Source organism: Microbispora cellulosiformans, assembly GCF_008728085.1.
GTDB lineage: Bacteria > Actinomycetota > Actinomycetes > Streptosporangiales > Streptosporangiaceae > Microbispora > Microbispora amethystogenes.
Map to the genome: position 1 here is coordinate 52,885 of NZ_VYTZ01000025.1, position 20,145 is coordinate 73,029.

The following is a 20,145-nucleotide window of genomic DNA, read 5'->3' on the forward strand; positions in this document are numbered from 1 at the left end:
GTTCCCGTCATTGATCCTTGAGTAGCGCTCTTCGCTCAAATACTTCGGAGATGCGTTACGGCGAGTCCGGTCCGCGAGAGATTCCACTTTCCCGGGCTCGGAACCACACCGTTCTTTGGAACCACTCGTCACGCCTGTGCCGAGAGGCACGCGTACTCCGTATTTCGCGTTCCTGAAGCGAGGACGCCCCGGACCGGCCCGTCATGCGATCCCTTCCTTGCGCAGCCCGTCGATGATGGTCGCCGCGCGCAGCGAAAGCAGGCTGAACGACCCGGCGTCGCCGATACCGTGGCTCGACTCGCACAAGCCGTTGAGGAACAGCGGCGGCGTGCCGTTCAGCACGGGCCGCAGCCGGTACTCCGGCTCTGTGATCAGGTAGCCGTCGGCGTCGAACTGGAACCGGTCGATCACGCCGGCGAGCATCGCGGGATAGGGCTCCTGGTCAGGATGTGGCCCGAGGTTGCGGAAGCCGGTCGCCAGCACCACCAGGTCGGCCCGGTCGGTGACCACGTCGTGGGTGTGCACCTCCTCCACGCTCAGCCGTACGCCCGTGCTTTCCACCTGGGCGGCACGCACCTGACGGTTGCCTCGCACAAAGACGCGCTGGACTCCGTCGAGACGTTGTTCGTAGATCAGCACGTACAGCTCGTGCAGGACGTCGGCGTCGGTCGAGGAGTAGTTGGTCGGCCGCATGTACGCGTCGAGCGTGTCCTTGGCCGATCGGCTCGCCCGGTAGTAGTAGTCGGTGAAGCCGGGGAAGAACCCTTCTTCGCTGAACGGGCTGGTGTCTTTGAGCCGCAGCCCGAAACCGCGGACATAGTTGACGATCCGGGCGTGCGGGAAGCGGGCAGCCAGGTCGAGGACGATCTCGACCGCGCTCTGGCTGCCGCCGATGACGGCGATCGTCTCAGGCGGATCCTGATCCAGGCTCTGGACGGTCGGCAGATACCGGGTGAGATGCACGACCCGAGGCGAGTCGATCGCGTCGAACGGGCTCGGCACGAACGGCGTCCGGCCGGTACCCAGGACCAGCGCCCGGCCGTACCGGCGGGAACCGTCCGATCCGGTCACCACGTACGCCGGTGTGCCGTCCACTTCGGTGATGGCGATGTCGCTGACCCGTACGCCTAAGCCGACCTGTTCACGGAACTGGTGGGTCGCCCATCGGATGTAGTGCGCGTATTCCTTGCGCAGCGGGAATTCCATGGGCAGGTTCAGGTGCTCGAGCAGCCGCCCTTGCTCGAACAGATAATTGAGGAAGCTGTAATGACTGCGCGGGTTGCGCAGCGTGACCAGGTCGCGGCTGGGATGGTTCTGCATATTCGAGCCGTCCAGCAGCATGCCGCCCTGCCACACCGGGTCCATCTCGGCTTCCAGGAACAGTGCGGTCGTCGAGGGCGATTCTTCCTTCAGCCCGATGGCCAGCGACAGGTTCGCCGGCCCGAACCCGACACCGATCACGTCAACGCAGTCGGATGCCGGTCCGCCGGCCCGGTCACCGGTCACGAGCCCATCTCCACGTACTCCGGACCGAGCCACGTCTCGTCATCGCGGCCCGTCCCATCCCGCTGCGGAGGAGTCGCGGCCTGTCGGGGGACGCCGAGCCGGCCCGGATCCGCCCGCAACTCCCGGTAAAGGCCCAGCCACGTCTCGACCTCACCGGCCAGGCCCGCGGCGGAGATCGACGCCTCCTCCCAGGCCCAGTCCACGCGTGCGCGGGGCTGGATACCGGTGCTGCTCAGCACCTTGCGGTAGAACGGATCGTCGGTCCGTCGCGAGTCGCTCATCAGCGCGCCCACCTCGGGCGAACACAACTGCAGGCCGGGCCGGGGCGACCACTCCTCCAGTCCCGCCTGCGACGGCAGCCCGACCGCCGCCACCAGCGCGGCGGTCATCCCGGCCGGGTCGGCCCGCAGGTCGTCGGACTCGACCAGCACGTACGGGATGCCCCGCTCGCGGCACCGCGCCACCTGCTCCGCCAACGACGGCCACCCGCTCTCGAACGGCGGGAACGTCGACGCCTCCGACAGCTCGCGCACGATGCGTAGCCGCGAGGTGGTGGACAGCCGGGGGTCGGACATCACGAAGATCAGCGGTGCGGTGGCGACTCCGGCCAGTTCGTCGAACTGGCCGGAGGTCAGCTGGAAGCTCATTTCCTTGATCAGCAGGCCGCTGCCGGGTGGCACGTCGGCCAGCCTGACCCGATCGCCCGTGTCCACCCGCATGGGGTTGCCCAGGCAGGCGGTCACCGATTCGGCGCCCTGACCACCCCAATAGCAGGCCTCGAACGGCTCATGGCAGTGGTGGGTGATCAGCGCGTGCTGCCACAGCAACCGTGCCACCGCGGTTGAGCCGGTCCGGGGTGGCGATATGAGCACCACCCGGTTCAGATACGCCTCGGCCAAGCCGGTCTCCATGCTGCACGACTCCCTTACTCGACTCGATCGGCTGCGATCTGCGCGTTCAGCTGCGTTGGTCGAGCGCCTGGGCCAGGTCCTCGATGATGTCGTCGGCGTGTTCGAGGCCGACGCTCAACCGGATCATGTCGGGCGGTACCGGGGCGTCCCCCGCGATCTGCTGATGCGTACCGATCGCGGGGATGGTGGCGGTGCTCTTGACCTGCCCGAGATTGTTGGCCCGCCAGACGAGGTCGAGCCGGTCCAACACCCGGTGCGCGGCGGGCACGCCACCGGCCGGCCGGAAGCCGAGCAGGAACCCGAACCGGTTGACCGCGTCACGACCGGGGCCGCCGCTGTCGACCAGCCACATGTCGCGCTTGGCGAGGTGGTGGGTGCGATGGCTCGGCAGGCCGGGGTAGAAGACCTCGGCGACGTCGCCGCGATCGGCCAGGTACTCCGCCACACGCAGCGCGCTGGTCGACATCGTGTCCACTCGCGCACGAAGTTCGCGGATGTCGGCCAGCAGCGTCCAGGCGTTGAACGGACTGAGCACGCTGCCCATGTCCCGCATCGGGCCGCGCCGGAGATAACCGGCGAAGTCCGCGGTCATCTGCGTGGGCTGCCCGCGGAAACGAAGGTCGTGCCGGGCGATCACGGCACCGCCCATACTGCGGCCGCTGGCACCGGCGGCTTTGGTGAGCGAATGCACGACGATGTCGGCACCGAGGGCAAGCGGGCGCATCAACGCCGGCGTGGCCAGCGTCGCATCGATGATCAGCGGGATCTGGGCCCGGTGGGCGAGCGCGGCCAGCGCCGGAATGTCGACGAGCTGGACCATCGGATTGGACGGCGACTCCGCGAAGAGAAACCGGGTGTCCTCGTCGACATTTCGCTCCCAGGCGTCCAACGACAGTGGGTCGTCCACCCACCGGACGGACACCCCACGTTCATCGCCGTACCGTTTGTCGAAGACCATGACGGTGGACCCGTAGCACGCGGGTGAGGCGACGATGTTGGGTTTGGCGCCGACGGCCGTGCTGAGGAACGAACTCGTGGCCAGGGTGATCGCGGCCATCCCCGTCGTGGTGACCGCCGCGCTCACCTCGGCGTCGACCTGATAGCCCTCCAACGCGGCGACGGTGTCCTCAAGGTGGCCGACCGTCGGATTGCCACGCCGGGCGTACACCCAGCCCTCTCGCTCACCGGCGGCGGTAGCGCGCATCGTCTCCGCCGAGTCGAAATGCTGCGCGGTCGCAAGGTACGCCGGCTCACTGAGCGAGCCGCGGTTGGACGCCGCTTCCTCGTGATCGTAAGAGCCCCGCACGGCCAAAGTCGCAAAACGGGGGCCCGTCACCGTACCGACCCGCTCTTCGCCGGCATCCAGGACTGCGGCTCCGCGGCGTCCGCGTGCGGCGCGTATTTGTCGATCAGCTCGGCCAGTCCGGCGACCGTGGCGTTGGCGAAGAATCCGGCTGCGGGCACGTCCGCGTTGAAAACCTCGCGGATGTGGGCGAGGAGATCCATGGCGACCAGTGATCCGCCGCCGAGTTCGAAGAAGTCGTCATGGACGCCGATGTCCTGCACGGCGAGTGCGTCCGTCAGCAGGTCGGTCAGCAGCGCCTCCAAGGGCGTACGCGGCGCTTCGTAGTCCGCGTCCACCTCGCGGGGAAGCTGTTCGAGTGCCGGCAGCGACTTCCGGTCGATCTTGTTGCCGAGGGTTTCCGGAAGCGCCTCCATCTCGATGATCGCCGCGGGATGCATGTACCTCGGCAGCTTGCGGTGCAGAGCCACGCGCAGCTTCGGCACCAGGCCCTCGGTCCCCCTGACCGGTACGACGAAAGCGACCAGGATCTTGCGGCCAGGCGTGAGGCCCTCCCGTACGACCACAACCGCCTCGTTCACCTCGGGCTCCCCGGCCAGCACGGCCTGGATCTCGCCGAGTTCGATGCGGTAACCGTCCACCTTGACTTGGTCGTCGAGCCTGCCACGGAACTCCAGCACACCGCCCTCTACGCGGCGGACGAGGTCGCCGATGGCGTACATCCGCTCGCCGGGCACGAACGGGTCGGCCACGAACCGCTCCGCGGTCAGACCAGGGCGTCCCACGTAGCCGCGGGCGAGTCCGCTTCCACTGGTGTAGAGCAGACCCCACTCGCCGTCGGGCACCGGCCGCAGTCGCTCGTCCAGGACGTAGAGGCGGGTGTCGGTGACCGCCCGTCCGATCGGGACGGTGTCGCCGACCTCCTCCGACACCACGTGACACGAGGTGAAGCAGGTGTCCTCGGTGGGCCCGTACCCGTTGACCACCAGCAGATCCGGGTAGGTGCGATGGAGCCTGTTGATGAGCACGGGTGACAACGCCTCGCCGCCGCCGAGGAACTGCCGCAACCCGCCCAGGCGATCCAGGTGGCCGTCCACCATGCGGTGCAGCAGGCCTGTGGTCATCCACAGGGTGGTAATCCGCTCGGCCTCGAGGAAGTCCGCGAGCTCGTGCAGCGCCGGCGTTCCCGGACGGTAGATGACCAAACGGGCTCCGTTGAGCAGCGCACCCCAGATCTCGAAGGCCGAGGGGTCGAACCGCAACGAGCACAGCTGCAGGAATGTCTCGTTCTCGGTCAGCGACGCGTAGTCACCGTCCTGGACCAGGCGCACGACACCGCGATGCCGCACGGCCACACCCTTGGGCATGCCGGTCGAGCCGGACGTGTAACAGATGTAGGCGAGATTGTCGGGGCTCATCGCCCCCTCGACCGGTTCAGCGCCGGGCGTCGTCGCCGGCTCGTGGTCGAGGTTCACCACCGTTCCGTCGATCTTGGGAATCCGAGCGGCCAGGGCATCGTGGGTCAGGACGACTCGGCAGCCCGCCTGTTCCAGCATGTAGCGGAACCGGTCGGGGGGCTCGTTCTGGTGCAGCGGCACGTAGGCACCGCCGGCCTTGAGGATGCCGACCAGTGCGATCACCATCTCGAACGAGCGCTCGAAGAACACCCCTACCGCAGCCTCCGTCCGCACGCCGAGGTCGCGAAGGTGGCGGGCGAGCAGCTCGGCGCGCCGGTCGAGGTCCACATAGGTCATGTCCTGCCCGTCGAAGCGCAGGGCGACCGCGTCAGGCCTGCGACGCACCTGTTCGTCGAACAGGTCCGTGATGGTCGCGTCCCGCCAATCCGGACCGGGATCCTGCATCGTGCCCCCGTCACTCCGCTCCATCACGGTTTCCGCTCCCCTCGATCGTCCGGCCATGTCGCGCTGCGTGGTGCAGAACCACGCGCTAGATCGCGTACACCCGAAAAATATGCCCGGTTATGCACCAGGAGCATAGATCTTGACTGCGCCTTGACTATCAGCTATGCGATAACGTCACCATCCCCACACAATAGGATATATCCCCGGCTCACCTAAGTAAGGCACGCACGCCAACATGGCTCATTTCGGCCTTTGGTGTGACCAGGAATACATTGGAGTCGGTCGCGTTCCGCCATCCAGTCGCGCCGTACACCTCAATACGCAAGACAGGGAAACCTGTGTTCAGTTTCTCCAAGCGCCGGCCGCCGTACAGCACAGGAGTACCTCAGCCTGGATGCACCGAGCCGAATCTGATTTGATTGCACTGAAATGAGAGCAATCGGCTCGCTATCATCGTGGACCACAATTACGGACAGGACGAAAAACAAGATAAGGAAGTCTTCGGTCTTTCCGTGCCGGACCGTGTGGAACACGGCCGGGGAGGTGATCATCATTGCCCGGATTCACATCGGCCCAAGAGGCTCGCAGTAGGCCACCCAGCACTCTGGGACCCGCATCAGTCGTGTCACGGCAACGCACCTGACGCGACCTGTGCCGGCCACCGAGGCGGCGGCGGAGCCGGCTCCAACGGGGATCCCGGCACCGAGAACGGGACGTTCGGCGCACGTCGATGACACCTGGGTGACACGACAGAAGAGCCACAATCCCCGATCTTGGGAATTGTGGCTCCGACCTGCCAGAACAGTGTCGGGACGGCGGGATTCGAACCCACGACCCCTTGACCCCCGGGCAACCCAACTGGTCCATCCTTGCGGCACTGAAGCTACCCTGAGCTGGGAAAACAATCCCTGCTAGTCCGTCAGCATCCGCACACGTCCGGGTGCGTGGTCACTCAGTTAGTCACTCGAAAGGCCTCGTCACCCTCGGCTCTCCCGGGCGCCCCCGCCGGTGTTCAGACTGAAGCGCTCCGGCTTCGACAGAGGCCAGGCAACTGCACCGCCCGGGTGCCTGAGGCCGTCTTCACCGTCCGCACGTACGCAGACACGGCCACCAGGGTAGAGACATGATCGACTTAGTGCGCACTTTCGCCGTTCCCGACGGGAAACCGCGAGGTTAGCGCCTTGCATTCAACGGTGATCTTGAGACGTGAGCCAAGTCAGGTCTCATGCGGAAGGACTCGCCTTCGGCGACCACGACGATGCTGTGGTGGAGCAGCCGGTCGGCCAGGCTGACGGCGGTGGTGTGCTCGGGCAGGAAGCGGGCCACCACGCTGGAACACAGCATGCGTGAGCAAGAGGTCACAGCACCGGCGACGTCAGCCCGGGGTAGCGGTCTGCCTGGACGGCCACCAGTTTCGCTCGCCCAGCATCACCGCGAGAGCGGGGACGAGCAGGGCCCGAACGAGAAAGGTGTCGGCGAGCAGGCCCAGGGTGACCACAAAGCCGATCTGAAACAGCGCCTCCATCGGAAGCACCATCAAAGTCGCGAAGGTGGCGGCGAGCACGAGGCCGGCGGAGGTGATCACGCCGCCCGTCCGCTCAAGGGCCTCCGTCACCGCGCGGCGGGTCTCGTGCTGTCGGCGCCGCTCACTGATCCCGCTGAGGAGAAACACGTTGTAGTCGACGCCCAGGGCGACGAGGAAGATGAACGCGTACATCGGCAGATTCGGGTCTGAGGCCGGCTGGCCGAGGATGTGGGTGAAGATGAGGGAACCGACACCTAGGGCGAAGCCGAAGGAGAGGACCACGGTCGCGATCACGTAGAGCGGCATCACCACCGCGCGCAGGAGCACGGCGAGGACGACGAAGATCAGGGCAAGGCCGACCGGGACGATCAGCCTGGTGTCACGTTCGAGTGCCTGGCGGGCATCGTAGTTCTCGGCCACGGTCCCGCCGATCAGGACGGTGTGGCCGTCGGCCGCGCGCCCAGCGACCTCGCGCAGCACCGGGACGGCGTCGGTGGCCTGCTCCGAGAACGGATCCATCCGCAGGTCCGCGTCGAAGATGAGCAAGTCCGTCGCGGACCTTCCCTGGCCTTGAGCCTCCGCACCCAGGGAGTCGCCGTCCGCCCCTACCGACCTGGCCACCGCGTGCATATCGGCGACGGGCGTGTGCGTGCCTTCGGTGAGAGCGCTCTGGACCTTCCCGCCCACCTCGTGGGCTACGACGATGCGAAGCGGCGCCGCCCGTCCGGGGATGAAGTGGTCGCGGATCACTTGCTGGCCGCGGACCGAGTCCGGCGCCTCGCGGAAGGACTCGGAGAAGTCGAGCGCCGGACGCCCGCCGATGCCGGCCAGCGCGCCCGCGGCGAGGAGAGCGGTGACCGCCGCGGCGATCACTCCCGGGCGTGCGTGAACGAGGCCCGCGACGCGCCCCCAAAACGTGACCGCAGGTGCGGACTCGGGCTCGAGGCGGGGAACAGCGGGCCAGAACGCCCGCCGTCCGAGGGTGGTGAGCACCGCGGGCAGAAGGGTCAGGCCGGCACAGACCATGATCGCGACACCGAGGGCGAGGATCGGGCCCATCTCGCGCATGGCGTTGAAGTCGGCAAGGGCGAGGACCAGCATCGCGCCGACGACGATTGCTCCGGCGGAGAAAATAGCTGGGGCGGTGCCCTGGGCGGCGGCGACCATCGCCTCCTCGACGTCCCGCGCCCGGCGCAGCTCGTCGCGAAACCGCGCCACGATCAGCAGACAGTAGTCGGTGCCCGCACCGAACATCAGCACGATCAGGATCGCGGTCGTCTGGCCGCTGACCTCGGTGAGGCCCACGGCGACGAGTCCGTAGGCGAGGCCGGCGGTGACGAGATAGGCGAGGGCGACGACGGCCAGCGGCACCAGCGCAACCAGCGGCGAGCGGTAGGTCACGAGCAGCAGGAGCAGCAGCACGGCGATCGTGACTGCCAAGAGGGTCCCGTTGATCCCTTTGAGCGCGGCTTTTCGATCGGCCTCGAAGCCGGCACGGCCGGTCACGAAGGCCCTCAATCCGCTCTCGTCGCCGGCGGCCGACGGGACTATCTCGCGGATTGCCGCGACCGCCTGCTCAATGTCGGGCGTCGAGTCGTCGGTCATCAGGACCGTGCTCAAGATGACGGTGTCGTCGGGTGAGGTGAGCAGCGAAGCGCCCGGGCTCATGTCGAGCGGATCGGTCTCGCCGCATGCGCGTTGGTACGGGGTGGCGATCATCGTCAAGTTCGGGATCGCGCCGGACCGGCACAGCGCTAGGGCGTCGGCGTCGGCGCGCCGTCCGTCGTCCGCGGTGATCCCACTCTCGCGGAAGTAGGCGATCACCGCCGCTGTCTCGCTGCCGCGCCGGAACCGCTCGTCGATGATCCGCTTGACCGTCGCCGACTCCGATCCCCGGACGAGGAAGGTCTCGCTCTCGTCGGCGGCCCGCTCGCCGAGCCTGGCTTGTAGCGGCACCGCGAGCATCGCGAGCGCAAGCCACACCGCGATCACGACCCACCGTGACCGCCGACCCGCGGAGATTACGGAAGCCCTGGTGAGAGGTCGCATCCGGTCGCCGACCTCAGAGCCCACCACCGACCCCCTCTATATAGCTGACGACGCCGTCCGCGACGTAGACGTAGATCCTCGTCGGGTCGATCTCTATCGGCACGGGCCGGCTCTTGTCGTCCTCGCGCGAAACGATGATTCCGCAGTTGTGACGGGCCGCCTTCTCACGCGCCTCAGCGAGCTCCAACCCGAGCAGCTCCGCCGTATCGAAGGCGTTCTCCGCGGGCCTGTACTGGCTGACGCCACCATTCTGTCCCGTCTCCACCATCGGGCATTGAAGGGCGGTCAGGTCGCGCCCCCGCGTCTTCGCCTCCCCGGACTCGTCGTTACATCCGGTCAGGGCCATTGCTCCGACGGCGATCGCAACCGTGGCCGCAGCGACGCCGAGAAGCCGCCGGTGAACCCTCTGCCCGCTCATAGCGGGGACGCTAGCGGACGAAACTACCTCGATCAAGACAACTAACATCTTTGGTAAACAAAAGGGTGGAATTGCTAGTACCAGCTTTGGTGATTCGCTGACGAAAGTCCTTGACATCTAGACAAAAGGCGCAGACGCTACGTCTTGACCTTCAGGCGGTCGAACCACATCGCTCCGGCCGCGGGGCTGGTCGCCGCCGCATTGGGAGAGGAAGTGAGTGGTATGCGGAACGCCGCGCCGCCCGCGCGGAGTGTGAGGCGTTCTTTAGTCGCACTGACCGCGGTCGCTCTGGGGGCTCAGATGCTCGCCCCTGTGACCGCCGCCCAAGCGGAGAGCACCCCCCTGACGGCTGCTGCCCCGGCGACGAGCACCGGGCAAGCGAGTAGAGCCCTCCTTGCGGCCTCTGCCCGGGCGGAGGGCAGCAAGAGGGTCCTCATCTACACCGGCACGACCGGGTATCGGCACGCCGAGGCGATCGACAACGGTCGCCCAGTGGTCCAGGCCGCTCTCCAGGCCGCGGGCTACGAGGTCGACTGGGAGGACTGCGACAACAACGGTGGCGGCACGAACAACTGCAACCACCCGGACAAGAACCCTCGGATCTTCACCGACGACAACCTGGCCCGATACAACGCGGTCCTATTCCTGAACGCATCGTGGTCGTGGGCCGGCGGCGGTCGGCCCGGACCGCTCTTCGACCAGGCACAGCGCGACGCGTTGATCCGCTTCACCCAGAACCGCGGCGGGATCGCGGCTGTGCACAACATGACCGACGCCGGCGCCGGCGTGTCCGTGTGGGACTGGTGGGACGGCGGGCCGGACAGCGTCATCGGCACGACGATGACCGCCCACTCGAACGGGTCGGCGACCGGCAACGCCGCAACCGTCCAGGTCGCCGACCACAACCACCTCTCCACCAAAGACCTGCCCGACACCTACCAGCTCGCCGACGAGCACTACAACTTTGTCCGCAGCGTCCGGGGGACCCACCACGTGCTCGAGACCTTCGACGAGCGCACCTACAACACCGGCAGCCAGAAAATGGGCCAGGACCACCCCACGACGTGGTGCAAGCTCTACGACGGCGAGAGGGTCAAGGACGGCACCGCCACGCCGCGGCCCTACGATGACGGCCGGACCTGGGTGACCTCGCAGGGTCACTTCGGCGTGCGTTACAGCGAGAACGGCGGCGACAACCCGCTGGTCAAGCAGGTCGTCGGAGGGGTGCGCTGGGTCGCCGGCGAGGGAAACAAGACCGACTGCTCAGGCACCGTGTGGTCGAACTTCACCCGCACGACCCTGGTCGACAATGCGAACGGCCCGATGGCTCTCGACGTGGCGCAGGACGGCAAGCTCTACTGGACCGAGATCGGCCCCACAACGGGCTACCAGTCGCAGGGCTACGTGAAGATGCACGATCCGAACGGCCCGCCGAACAACTCGACCACGGTCGCGACGATCCCGACCCGCGCCGACCACGGCAACTCCGAGGACGGCGTGCTGGGGATGAGCCTGGAGCCGGGCTTCGACCTGTCGAACCCGAACAAGCGCGACATCTACGTCTACTATTCCCCGCGCAACCCCGACTGGCCGACCACGGGCAACCAGATAACGGTCGGCTACAACCTGATCAGCCGCTTCACGCTGAACGAGACCGGCACCGCGTTCGAGCCCGCGAAAGCAGGCGGTGACCCGGCACATCCATACGATGAGCGGGAGATCCTGCGTGTGCCCAAGGCGAAGATCTCGGGCAACCCCTCAGGCTTCCCCGGTGGCCCCACCGACAACGGCCCCGGCCATGTCGGCGGCGCGAGCCTGGTGTTCGACTCCGAAGGCAACCTCTACCTCGGAGTCGGCGACGACGTGTCCCCGAACGCGTCCGGCCACAACCGCTACGTGCCGATGGACCATCGCGCCTCCGAGCGCTGGGATTCACGCAAGACGGCGGCCAATACCGCCGACCTGCGCGGAAAGGTCCTGCGCATCAAGCCGATCAAGGACATCCCGGCAGGGCAGGCCGCCGACCCCGGCCTGGACAAGACCTACACGGTTCCGAAGGGCAACATGTTCCCGCCGGGGACCCCGAAGACCCGGCCGGAGATCTATGCCATGGGCTTCCGGCAGCCGTTCACGGTGCACACCGACCCCGCCCACCCGGGTACGGTCGTCGTCGGCGAGTACTGCCACGACAACTCGGTGGACCAGGCCGACCGCAGCCCGGCCGGCACCTGCGAGTGGGATCTGGTCGACGAGCCTGGCTTCCAGGGCTGGCCGTTCTGCGTCGGCGACAACTCGAAGACCAACACCACGTGGCGCTGGGACTACGCGACCAACTCCTCGACCGGTCAGCAGTACGACTGCTCGCTCGACAAGCTCCCGGCCGACCTCAACTGGGCCCCGCCGGGCGGTACAAGTTCGCAGCCCACATTCCAAGGCCTCGATGAAATCCCAGGCCCCGCGAAGAAAGCGACGATCTGGCGCAAGTACCCCGGCAACCCCGGCGGTGAGAATCCGATGGACTTCGGCGACCTGGGCGCCGGGGGCATGCAGCCGGTCACCGGTCCGGTCTATCGATACAAGGACAGCTTCGGCCCCGGCGCCTTCCCGGCCTACTACGACGGCTCGTGGCTGATCACCAACCGTGGCGCCGACAACGGGTTCTGGAAGGAGGCGCGCCTGCGGCAGGACAACAACCAGTTGCTCCGGGTCAACGACTGGCTGCCGGTCAACCACTTCGGCACGCCGAACAGCAGCTTCGTGATCCCGACCAAGTTCGGGCCCGACGGCGCCCTCTACATGGGGCGCTGGACCTTCGGTTGCTGCCGCGCTCAGCTCAACTCCACAGCGAAGATGGAGTTGGTCAAGATCGAGTTCAAGCCCTCCAGCAAGTGCACGGAGGACACCCAGGCACCAACGGTCTCGCACCAGATCGAGGGCCGGGCCCACCCCAGCCAGCAGAACGCCTACATCGACTCGGCCACGCTCAAACTCAACGCCACCGATGTCGGCTGTGCCGGCGTGGAAAAGGTCGAGTACCGCGTCGACGGCGGAGCGTGGACCGCCTACGACGCGCCGGTACTGTTCAAGAACCCGGGGAAGTACACGGTCGACTACCGAGCCACCGACTACTCCGGGAACACCTCCGCGTCGCAGAGCGCCGTCTTCACGGTGCTCGACGGCGGCAGGACGCTCCCCACGGCGTGCGACATCTACGCCACGGGCACGGGGTGGAATCCCGATAACTGTGAGATCGCCCGCGGTGGCACCGTCACCTGGCACTTCAACGTGCCCGACGCGGGGATGCCGCATGATGTCTGGCTCGTGCCGCCCGGCGGCAATCCGGACCCGAACGGCGGCGACATCTTCGAGGTCACCAAGGGCGCCGTCTCGCCGGGAGGTCCGCCGGTCTCGTACACCTTCGATCGGGAGGGGACCTGGACCGTCATCTGCAGGCTCCACTCCGGCTACGACGGCAAGAAGTGGGCAGGCATGGTCGCGACAGTCACGGTCGGAGGAGGGGCCAAGGGCGTCTACACCATCTCCCCCAAGAGCAGCGGTAAGTACGTCACGCCGCAGAACGCCTCGACCGCCGACGATGCCAAGATCGTTCAGATGGGCGCGACGCAGGGCAGCGAGCAGCAGTGGGAGGCCGTTCCCTTCACCGCGGGCGCCTACCAGCTCAAGAACGTCAAGAGCGGCAAGTGCCTTGACGTGCCGAGCGGCTCGACCGCGACGGGCACCCAGCTCGTCCAGTACGCCTGCCATCCCGACGGACATAAGGACCAGGTCAACCAGCGGTTCTACCTCATCCAGTCCGGAGACGCCTACCAGGTCAATCCGGCGGTGAGTGGCCTGTGCCTCGACATCAACGGCAACTCCACGGCCGACGGTGCCGCAGTGATCCAGTGGACCTGCAACAACGCCGACAACCAGCGGTTCCGCTTCACCCCGGTCGCCGCGGCCGACAAGACGCCGCCGGTGACGACCGCGACGACCGACCCGGCGCAGCCGGAGGGCGGCTCGTTCACCGGTCCGGTCACGGTCACGCTGACCGCCGTCGATGAGGACAAGGGCAGCGGGGTCGACCGGACAGAGTACAAGCTGGACGGCGGTGACTGGAAGCTGTACACCGGGCCGGTCGTCGTCTCCGGCGACGGCTCGCACACGCTGGCCTACCGCTCGACGGACAAGGCGGGCAACGTCGAGGACGTCAAGACCCTCACGGTGGCCATTTCCTCTCCGCGGGTTCCGCTGACCGTGACCGCTTCGTCCCGCTGCGTGGGTACGTCGGCGTACGTGGCGGTGACGGCCGTCAACGACGGCGATGTGCCGGCGGACGTGATGTTGACGACCCCGTACGGTTCCAAGACCGTGGCCGACGTGGCCCCGGGCAAGCAGGCCTATCAGTCCTTCAACGCGCGGGCCGGGCAGATCGGCGCGGGCGAGGCGACTGTTAAGGGGACCGCGACGATCGGTGGCAAGCAGGTCACCTCGACCTACGACGCCGGCTACAACGCGATCACCTGCGGCTAGAGCTGTAGCTGGACCAGGTCGGCGGTGGCCACGGTGTGAGCACCCAGCGGTGTACGCACCGGGGCCACCGCCGTACTGAACGAGCCGTACTGAAATGGGGCCGACCGGTCGGCCGTCTGGAACGATCGGCCGGCCGGTCCCGCCCCCATGCCCCCTATGAAATGGAGCGATTACGTGAAGACCACGAGAACTGCCCAGATACTGGCCGCGTCGGTGCTCGGTCTTGCGCTTGCGGGTGTGGCCGGTCCCGCGATGGCGGACGACGCCCCCGGTGACGGCATCGACGTTTCGGTGAACATCGAGCCGACCACCACTCCCGGTCAGCTGTCGATGACCGTGGCGGACAACGACGGGGTCTCCCTGCAGGAGAACGGCTCCGACGCCGCCGCCCGCCAGTTCACCGGGACCCTGCCGACGGTCACGGTGACCGACACCCGCACCCCCGAGGAGATCCCCGCCGGGGAGTACTGGGCGGTCGTGGGCCAGGCGAGTGCGTTCACCGCGGCCGGTGACCCGGCCAAGGTCATCGGCCCGGAGTACCTGGGCTGGAAGCCGCGCCTGCTGACCGACTCATCCACCGGTGCGGTGTCGGCCGGCGAGCCGGTCTCCAGTGTCGTCTCCGACGGCACCGGCGCGCCCGCCGTGGGTCTGGCAGGGCAGGAGCTGCTCGTCTCGACCGCGAACTCCACCGACGAGATCGGCACCTCGAAGGTCAACGCCGACCTGGCCCTCCGGACCGGGGTCGACGTCGCCGCCGGGGAGTACCACTCGACCCTGACGCTCTCGCTGTTCAACCAGTCCTGAGCCGGACGCGGGACGCCAGAAAGGAAACGACCAGAAAGGAAACGGGCCGCCCTTCGCCGAAAGGGTGGCCCACCTCACCCCGTTTCCGTGGACGGGTCTGCGGGCCGTGATTCTGGCTTTCAGGGGCCGAGGAAGACGAACCTGCTGGAGCATAGGAGCGGGTTTTGCCGACGATCGGCCAGAGATATGCCATGATTCGGCAGGGCCCTACCACCTGTGCTTCTCCAACGCGGCGGTCGACAACCCCCGCCGGCAGGTCGGCTGGAAGACCATGCAGGCCGAGGTGGCGTTACACAAGGAGATCTCCAAGCTCACCGCCCTCGACGCCGAGGGCAAGGACGACAAGCAGATCTCTGACATCGCCGAACTGCAGGCCAAGGGGTGCGACGCGTTGATCGTCTCGCCGAACACGACGGCGACGCTCACCCCGGCCGTCAAGGGCGCTTGCGCCAAGATCCCAGTCATCGTCTTCGACCGCGGCCAAGGCCAAGGGCATCGTCAATGACTACATCCAGCGGCACGGCAAGCTTGACGGCGCCTGGATGGACTCGGGAGCCACTTCCGTGGCCGTCGCCGAGGCGTTCGAGGACGCCGGCATGCCCGTCCCGCCGATGACCGGTGAAGACCAGCAGGACTTCCGGCGTAAGTGGAAGGACGACGGTCTGACCGCCGTCGCTCCCACGTACCCCACCTACCAGTGGCGCACACCGATCATCGCCGCCTTGAAGATCCTCAAGGGTGAGGAGGTGCCGGAGGTGTGGAACCTTCCGCAGCCCAAGATCACATCGGAGAACCTCGACCGGTACCTGCAGCCGGACATGCCGCCGCTGCACTACGCGCTGTGCGGCTGCGAGGACATGCCGGGATTCCCCGAAAAGTGGGGCGGTAAGAAGGGGTGAGCGCGTAGACGGGGCAGGAGGATGAGCAGGGAGACGCCAAGCGCGATCCTGGACGCCGTGCCAGCCGACCAGGCTGAGGCCGAATCCGGAAGTGGCGGGGCCGAGGGCCGGGGTGGCGCCGACCACGATGATTGCGGTGCCCATGACGGTGCCCCGTCGCTCGGCGGAACTACGGAGGCGACGGTGGCCATCAGCACGGGCATCATGACCGTGGCTATTGACGGGGATCTGCGGTGGAGTCGCTCCAGGGGTAGCGGTGCCACGCGCTTTCCACGATGGGGTTCGGTTCGAAGGTGTGGCCGGCGAAGGATTCGCGGACGTGCCAGCCGACCGCGTGCTCCATGTGGTGCTGGAGCATGGGCTGGCTGGCAGTGGTGCTGGTGACGGTGACCAGCCGTTCGAGTTCCTCCGCCGAGGCCACATAGACCGGCGTGGTCGTAGCTGGCAGGAAGTCGTAGGCGTTGATCAAATAGAACGGTTCAAGCGTGATCACCAGGCCAAGGATCGGCCGCCCCGCAGGCGTGATGTGGGCATAAGCCTCATGCCCGTCACGCAAGTAACCAGCCACGGCGTCGATCTGCTCGGAGGCCTTGACGAGCTTGGCCCACGCGGACTCAGCCGCGTCAAGATCGCCGAGTCGGACGGCTTCGGTCGGCATAGTCGCCTTGACCTCGACCAGGAGCAGCAGATCGGAGAACTCCACGATCCAGTCAACGCTCCTAAGCTGCTGACCGCCTTTCCGCCCGTGCCGATGGGTGATCTCGGGGTGCACCTGGGCATCGGGTAGGAGCCGGAGCTGGCGGCCGATGTAGGCCTCGAACAGGTGACCCATGTCGCGGGCGAATGACATGTCGCCTAAGTGTTCGCGACCGGAAATAGAGGCCGAGAGGCGTCGACTTCGACCAGGCCAAGCGCAGGCTGGGGCAGAGGTATCCGGAGCCGTATCCGCTGATCAACGGCCGCTCACGCAGCGGATTGTAGGTGAATCGGCGCAGTTCGGCGGTGACGCTCTCGCGCCAGCTGCGCTCGGTCTTCTTGAAGGAGGCTGGCCCGCTTGAGGATGTCGATGTCCTCGCGGAGCCGGCGGTTCTCCCGCCGCAACGCGGCTAGTTCCTTCAGGTCGCTGCTGGTCAGCCCGTCACGCACTCCGGCGTCGACCTCGGCCTGGCGGACCCAGTCCCGCACCGCGGTCTCGGTCAGGTCGAAGTCCTTGGCCACCTGGCCGATCGAGCGATCACCGCACTGGCAATACTCGACGATCTCCGTCCTGAACTCCGGCGTGAACGAGCGGCGAGGACGCTTCTTCTTCCCCATGCTCTCCATCTTGGACATCCTTCCGGGGACGAACCCCTGATCTCAGATGTCCGTCAAACCGGATCAAGCCCGGATGAAACTACCCAAAGCGGGAGATTGCATAATTTGGATGTCTCGGTGGCTCCGATGTTGCACAGTGGTTTTCAGTAGATCGCCGATCTTGATGCCGTTGTACGGCGAGAAGGAGCCAGGCATGACCACATATCACCGGGTGGATCTGCCGGGGCTCATCGGCGATGAGCCGGTGGGGTTTCTCGCGGCGATCGGCTTGCAGCAGCAACTGATGGAGAACAGCTACCTGAGCTGGGATCCGCAGGATCGGCACGCAATTATGCACTGCCGCAGTTACTCCAGCATCTCCGACCTAGTGGCTCATCTGACGCAACGCCTTACGAAGATCGGGAAGGGCGAGGTCATACCGTACACGTCCGGTTTCCCCGTTCGAAGGAAGCCCGGCGCTCCCGATCCGTTGCGGATCCGCTCCGAGGAGTATCGCCGACTGCTGGAGCGAGTCAGCCGCCGACCCGGTGGGGTCCACTGGCTCAAGGCCACGGTGACCGATGAGGCCGTTGACGCCCAAGGCTTCTGCCTGGTGAACCCGCTGATCGCCGTCCGTGGCCGCCAGACCATCGGCAGCTTCTGGTACTACCCCATGCTCGAGGTGCGACAGGATCCCCAGCGCCTGCTCACCGAGGCGCTGACCGGTTGGCGCCGGGTCGAAGGTTCAGAAGGGTGGCTCCTGGACCACCGCGCGATCTATTCCGCCGACGCCGGTCTGCGCGGACCGGGTGGCAGCATGGCCGTCCCGGGAGCCACCTGGTTGGCAACACTGGCAGTCCAAAAGTTCGGGTACGACCGACGCAACGGCATCGACAAGGGCCCCCCCGTGCCCAAGGGCTGGTTTCGCGTCGAGGGTCGGGACTTCTTCGCATGGCCACTTTGGAGTCTGCCGGTGAACGGCAACACCCTGGACGCGGTGTGGAAGGTCGGATGGGGTTCCGACGGTTGGAAATTCTCCTCGATCTCCCACGGCGCTTTGCAAGCCTGCATCAGGAGGACCCACGGTGTGCGCGCGCCTAACTCGGTCGACCACACCGTTGACTTGGGCATCTTCACCATGTGTGCAGCCGAGCGTTTGCCACGAACCCCTTTGACCCCGATATGCGTCGATATCAGTCTCGCGGATGCCAGGTACGGGGAGTATGAGCCGTGGAAGGGCTGGGACTGGGAAGCCCCTCACGTGGGCGACTACCCCGGCAAATACGGCTGGGGGTGAGCACGAGAAATCGCTGACCATCTATAGACCTCGGATGAGTCGAGTGAAAGCGCCGACGCTGGCCGGAGACAGCTGCCGCCTAGTAATCGGACGCGCCGGCGCCACGACGTTGGCCGAACTCGAAGCTCTCGGCAAGCGGGCCGTCCTCATCCCGCTGCCCGGAAGCGAAAGCTGAGGCCGCAGACCGAGCAGCTCAGGGGCCTGTGATTACGACCCGAGTGGTGAAAATCGCCGTCGAACCGCCCCTCGCCGCCCTTGAGGCCGAATGGCCCATCACGAGGGGTGAGTGGCCCAGCAAGTTGCCGGAGTGACGGTCGACCGCGCCCGTCGCAGCAAGGATCTCAAGTTTCGGAGATGGCGATTTTGCCGTATCGGAGCGTCAGCATTGCTGACCATCCGTCAGGGTTTTGATGTTCACCGGCTTTCGTGGAGTCCCTTTGGCTGACTGGCATGCGTGGACCCCCGAGAGAGGTCAGCATGCCGAGGAGCTATCTCCCCGAGTTCCGTCGCAAAGTCCTGGACCTGCTGAAGGCCGGCCGGACCGTGCAGCAGGTGGCCGCCGATCTGCAGATCAGCGACCAGACCATCGACAACTGGCGCAGGCAAGAGCGCATCGATGCGGGTCTGGAGCCCGGGATCACCTCCAGCGACCTGGCCGAGCTGGTGGCCGCCCGGCGCCGTAGCGCCGAGCTGGAGACCCAACTGGCGGTGACGTGGCGGGCCAGTGAGCTGCTGCGAGAGGCGGTGTCCCCAAAAGGCGGTTTGAGGCCACCGCGGTGATGGCCGGTGAAGGGCTGCCGGTGCAGGTGTGTGCTGCCGGGCGATGGGTGTGTCGGAGTCGGGCTACTACGCCTGGCGCTCTCGCCCGCCGTCACCGCGATCGGTACGGCATGCCTCGCTGACTGAGGTGATCAGGGAGGCTCATGCCGCATCCCGCGGCGTCTACGGCGCCCGCCGCGTGCATGCCGAGCTCATCCTCGGCCGCGGTATCGCGGTTGGGCATGGCCAGGTGACGTGCTGGTGCATCGCGCGGGCATCAAGGGGCTGCCCGGTAACTGCTTCGACAACACGGTCATCGAGTCGTTCTGGGGCCGGATGCAGACCAAACTGCTCAATCGGCGGCGATGGAACACCCGCATCGAGCTGGCAAACGCGATCTTCGAGCACTTGGAGATCTTCCACAACCGCCAACGACATCACAGCGCCCTGAGCATGCGCACCCCGGTCGCATACGGGACGCTCTACGCAAACACCCAGCTGGCATGACAGTCAACCAAGCCGACTCCACGGAACCCGAGGCACATCAGGGTCAGCTTCCGCGTCGGCGGCAGGATCAGGGTTGGGGGCGGGCAGCTCTTGAGCTCCGGCCCGTCCTCCCGGGAGGCGCCGAACCTGGGACATCAGGAGCTCGTAACTGCCGATCAAGGCCAGGGACGGCCAGGCGGCGACGATCCGGCCGATCAGGCTGGGCTCGGCGATGGCGACGTTCGCGCCGAGGCTGGCCAGGCTGCCAACCACGAGCAGGGTCCGCGCCAGGACGCCGCCGCGGGACCCGTACCGGTTGGCCAACAGGATGGACATCGAGGCGACGACGATCAGCGACAGCGATCGGGATGAGCACCGCGGCTAGGGCGTGTATCGAAGTCCGCGGTGATGCGTGAGCCGGGTGACGCATCGGAGCGGGCGTAGATCGACAACGTGAGAGGTCTCCGGTAAGTGGTTAGTCGACCAAGACAAACCTGAAA

The 20,145-nt window shown here is 66.7% G+C and carries 17 protein-coding genes and 1 pseudogene; 9 read left to right on the forward strand and 9 right to left on the reverse strand.

The features are described from left to right. Positions 1 to 201: 201 nt before the first annotated feature. The 6 genes from F5972_RS35975 to F5972_RS36000 form a co-directional block, all read right to left on the reverse strand. A complete protein-coding gene (locus F5972_RS35975; protein WP_150940503.1) occupies positions 202 to 1,506 on the reverse strand; it encodes a SidA/IucD/PvdA family monooxygenase in 1,305 nt (434 codons plus the stop codon). Beyond that, the gene (locus tag F5972_RS35980) at positions 1,503 to 2,417 is read right to left on the reverse strand and encodes a hypothetical protein (protein ID WP_150940505.1); all 915 of its coding nucleotides are present in this window, start codon (positions 2,415 to 2,417) and stop codon (positions 1,503 to 1,505) included. The genes F5972_RS35975 and F5972_RS35980 overlap by 4 nt, the downstream gene beginning before the upstream one ends. Positions 2,418 to 2,463: 46 nt before the next feature. Next, positions 2,464 to 3,753: a trans-sulfuration enzyme family protein gene (locus F5972_RS35985; RefSeq protein WP_191910491.1), complete on the reverse strand. Its 1,290-nt coding sequence runs from the start codon at positions 3,751 to 3,753 to the stop codon at positions 2,464 to 2,466. Next, positions 3,750 to 5,606, reverse strand: a complete 1,857-nt coding sequence (locus tag F5972_RS35990; protein WP_191910492.1) for a non-ribosomal peptide synthetase — start codon at positions 5,604 to 5,606, stop codon at positions 3,750 to 3,752. Before F5972_RS35990 ends, F5972_RS35985 begins: the two co-directional genes overlap by 4 nt. Before the next feature lie 1,351 nt (positions 5,607 to 6,957). After that, positions 6,958 to 9,099, reverse strand: a complete 2,142-nt coding sequence (locus F5972_RS35995) for an MMPL family transporter (RefSeq protein ID WP_191910493.1) — start codon at positions 9,097 to 9,099, stop codon at positions 6,958 to 6,960. Positions 9,100 to 9,169: 70 nt separating this feature from the next. Continuing rightward, a complete protein-coding gene (locus tag F5972_RS36000; protein ID WP_117410439.1) occupies positions 9,170 to 9,574 on the reverse strand; it encodes a hypothetical protein in 405 nt (134 codons plus the stop codon). 312 nt (positions 9,575 to 9,886) lie between these two features. Between F5972_RS36000 and F5972_RS36005 the strand changes: the two genes are divergently transcribed. The 4 genes from F5972_RS36005 to F5972_RS38625 all read left to right on the forward strand — a co-directional run bounded on the left by F5972_RS36005 (position 9,887) and on the right by F5972_RS38625 (position 15,810). Next, positions 9,887 to 14,107 (forward strand): OmpL47-type beta-barrel domain-containing protein, encoded by a 4,221-nt coding sequence (locus F5972_RS36005; protein WP_191910494.1) that lies wholly within the window; start codon positions 9,887 to 9,889, stop codon positions 14,105 to 14,107. A gap of 174 nt (positions 14,108 to 14,281) precedes the next feature. Further along, positions 14,282 to 14,911 (forward strand): hypothetical protein, encoded by a 630-nt coding sequence (locus F5972_RS36010; protein WP_225312204.1) that lies wholly within the window; start codon positions 14,282 to 14,284, stop codon positions 14,909 to 14,911. 271 nt (positions 14,912 to 15,182) lie between these two features. Next, on the forward strand, positions 15,183 to 15,416 hold the full coding sequence (locus F5972_RS38620; protein ID WP_225312205.1) for a substrate-binding domain-containing protein: 234 nt from the start codon (positions 15,183 to 15,185) through the stop codon (positions 15,414 to 15,416). Between the two features lie 58 nt (positions 15,417 to 15,474). After that, positions 15,475 to 15,810, forward strand: a complete 336-nt coding sequence (locus F5972_RS38625; RefSeq protein ID WP_225312206.1) for a type 1 periplasmic-binding domain-containing protein — start codon at positions 15,475 to 15,477, stop codon at positions 15,808 to 15,810. A 214-nt stretch (positions 15,811 to 16,024) separates the two neighbouring features. Here F5972_RS38625 and F5972_RS36020 read toward each other — a convergent pair whose 3' ends face one another. Continuing rightward, entirely contained in the window at positions 16,025 to 16,660 is a 636-nt protein-coding gene (locus tag F5972_RS36020; protein WP_150940516.1) for a hypothetical protein, read from the reverse strand. Positions 16,661 to 16,773: 113 nt separating this feature from the next. Further along, positions 16,774 to 17,124 carry a transposase gene (locus tag F5972_RS36025; RefSeq protein WP_191910495.1) on the reverse strand — a complete coding sequence of 117 codons (351 nt, stop codon included), beginning with the start codon at positions 17,122 to 17,124 and terminating at the stop codon, positions 16,774 to 16,776. 193 nt (positions 17,125 to 17,317) lie between these two features. Here F5972_RS36025 and F5972_RS36030 point away from each other — a divergent pair, with 193 nt between their 5' ends. The 5 genes and pseudogenes from F5972_RS36030 (at position 17,318) to F5972_RS37695 (ending at position 19,666) form a co-directional block, all read left to right on the forward strand. Next, positions 17,318 to 18,400: a type I-G CRISPR-associated protein, Cas3-extension family gene (locus F5972_RS36030; protein WP_150940520.1), complete on the forward strand. Its 1,083-nt coding sequence runs from the start codon at positions 17,318 to 17,320 to the stop codon at positions 18,398 to 18,400. A gap of 34 nt (positions 18,401 to 18,434) precedes the next feature. Then, positions 18,435 to 18,575 (forward strand): glycosyltransferase, encoded by a 141-nt coding sequence (locus tag F5972_RS39575; protein ID WP_225312207.1) that lies wholly within the window; start codon positions 18,435 to 18,437, stop codon positions 18,573 to 18,575. A 275-nt stretch (positions 18,576 to 18,850) separates the two neighbouring features. Beyond that, the gene (locus F5972_RS36040) at positions 18,851 to 19,180 is read left to right on the forward strand and encodes a transposase (protein ID WP_225312208.1); all 330 of its coding nucleotides are present in this window, start codon (positions 18,851 to 18,853) and stop codon (positions 19,178 to 19,180) included. A 43-nt stretch (positions 19,181 to 19,223) separates the two neighbouring features. Next, positions 19,224 to 19,400: pseudogene (locus F5972_RS39580) on the forward strand (IS3 family transposase); the annotation flags it as partial. Between the two features lie 14 nt (positions 19,401 to 19,414). Beyond that, complete coding sequence (locus F5972_RS37695; RefSeq protein ID WP_191910496.1) at positions 19,415 to 19,666, forward strand: integrase core domain-containing protein; 252 nt, start codon at positions 19,415 to 19,417, stop codon at positions 19,664 to 19,666. Between the two features lie 3 nt (positions 19,667 to 19,669). Here the strand turns inward: F5972_RS37695 and F5972_RS36050 are convergent, their stop codons facing one another. Beyond that, positions 19,670 to 19,981: a hypothetical protein gene (locus tag F5972_RS36050; protein WP_150940524.1), complete on the reverse strand. Its 312-nt coding sequence runs from the start codon at positions 19,979 to 19,981 to the stop codon at positions 19,670 to 19,672. Positions 19,982 to 20,145 lie beyond the last annotated feature (164 nt).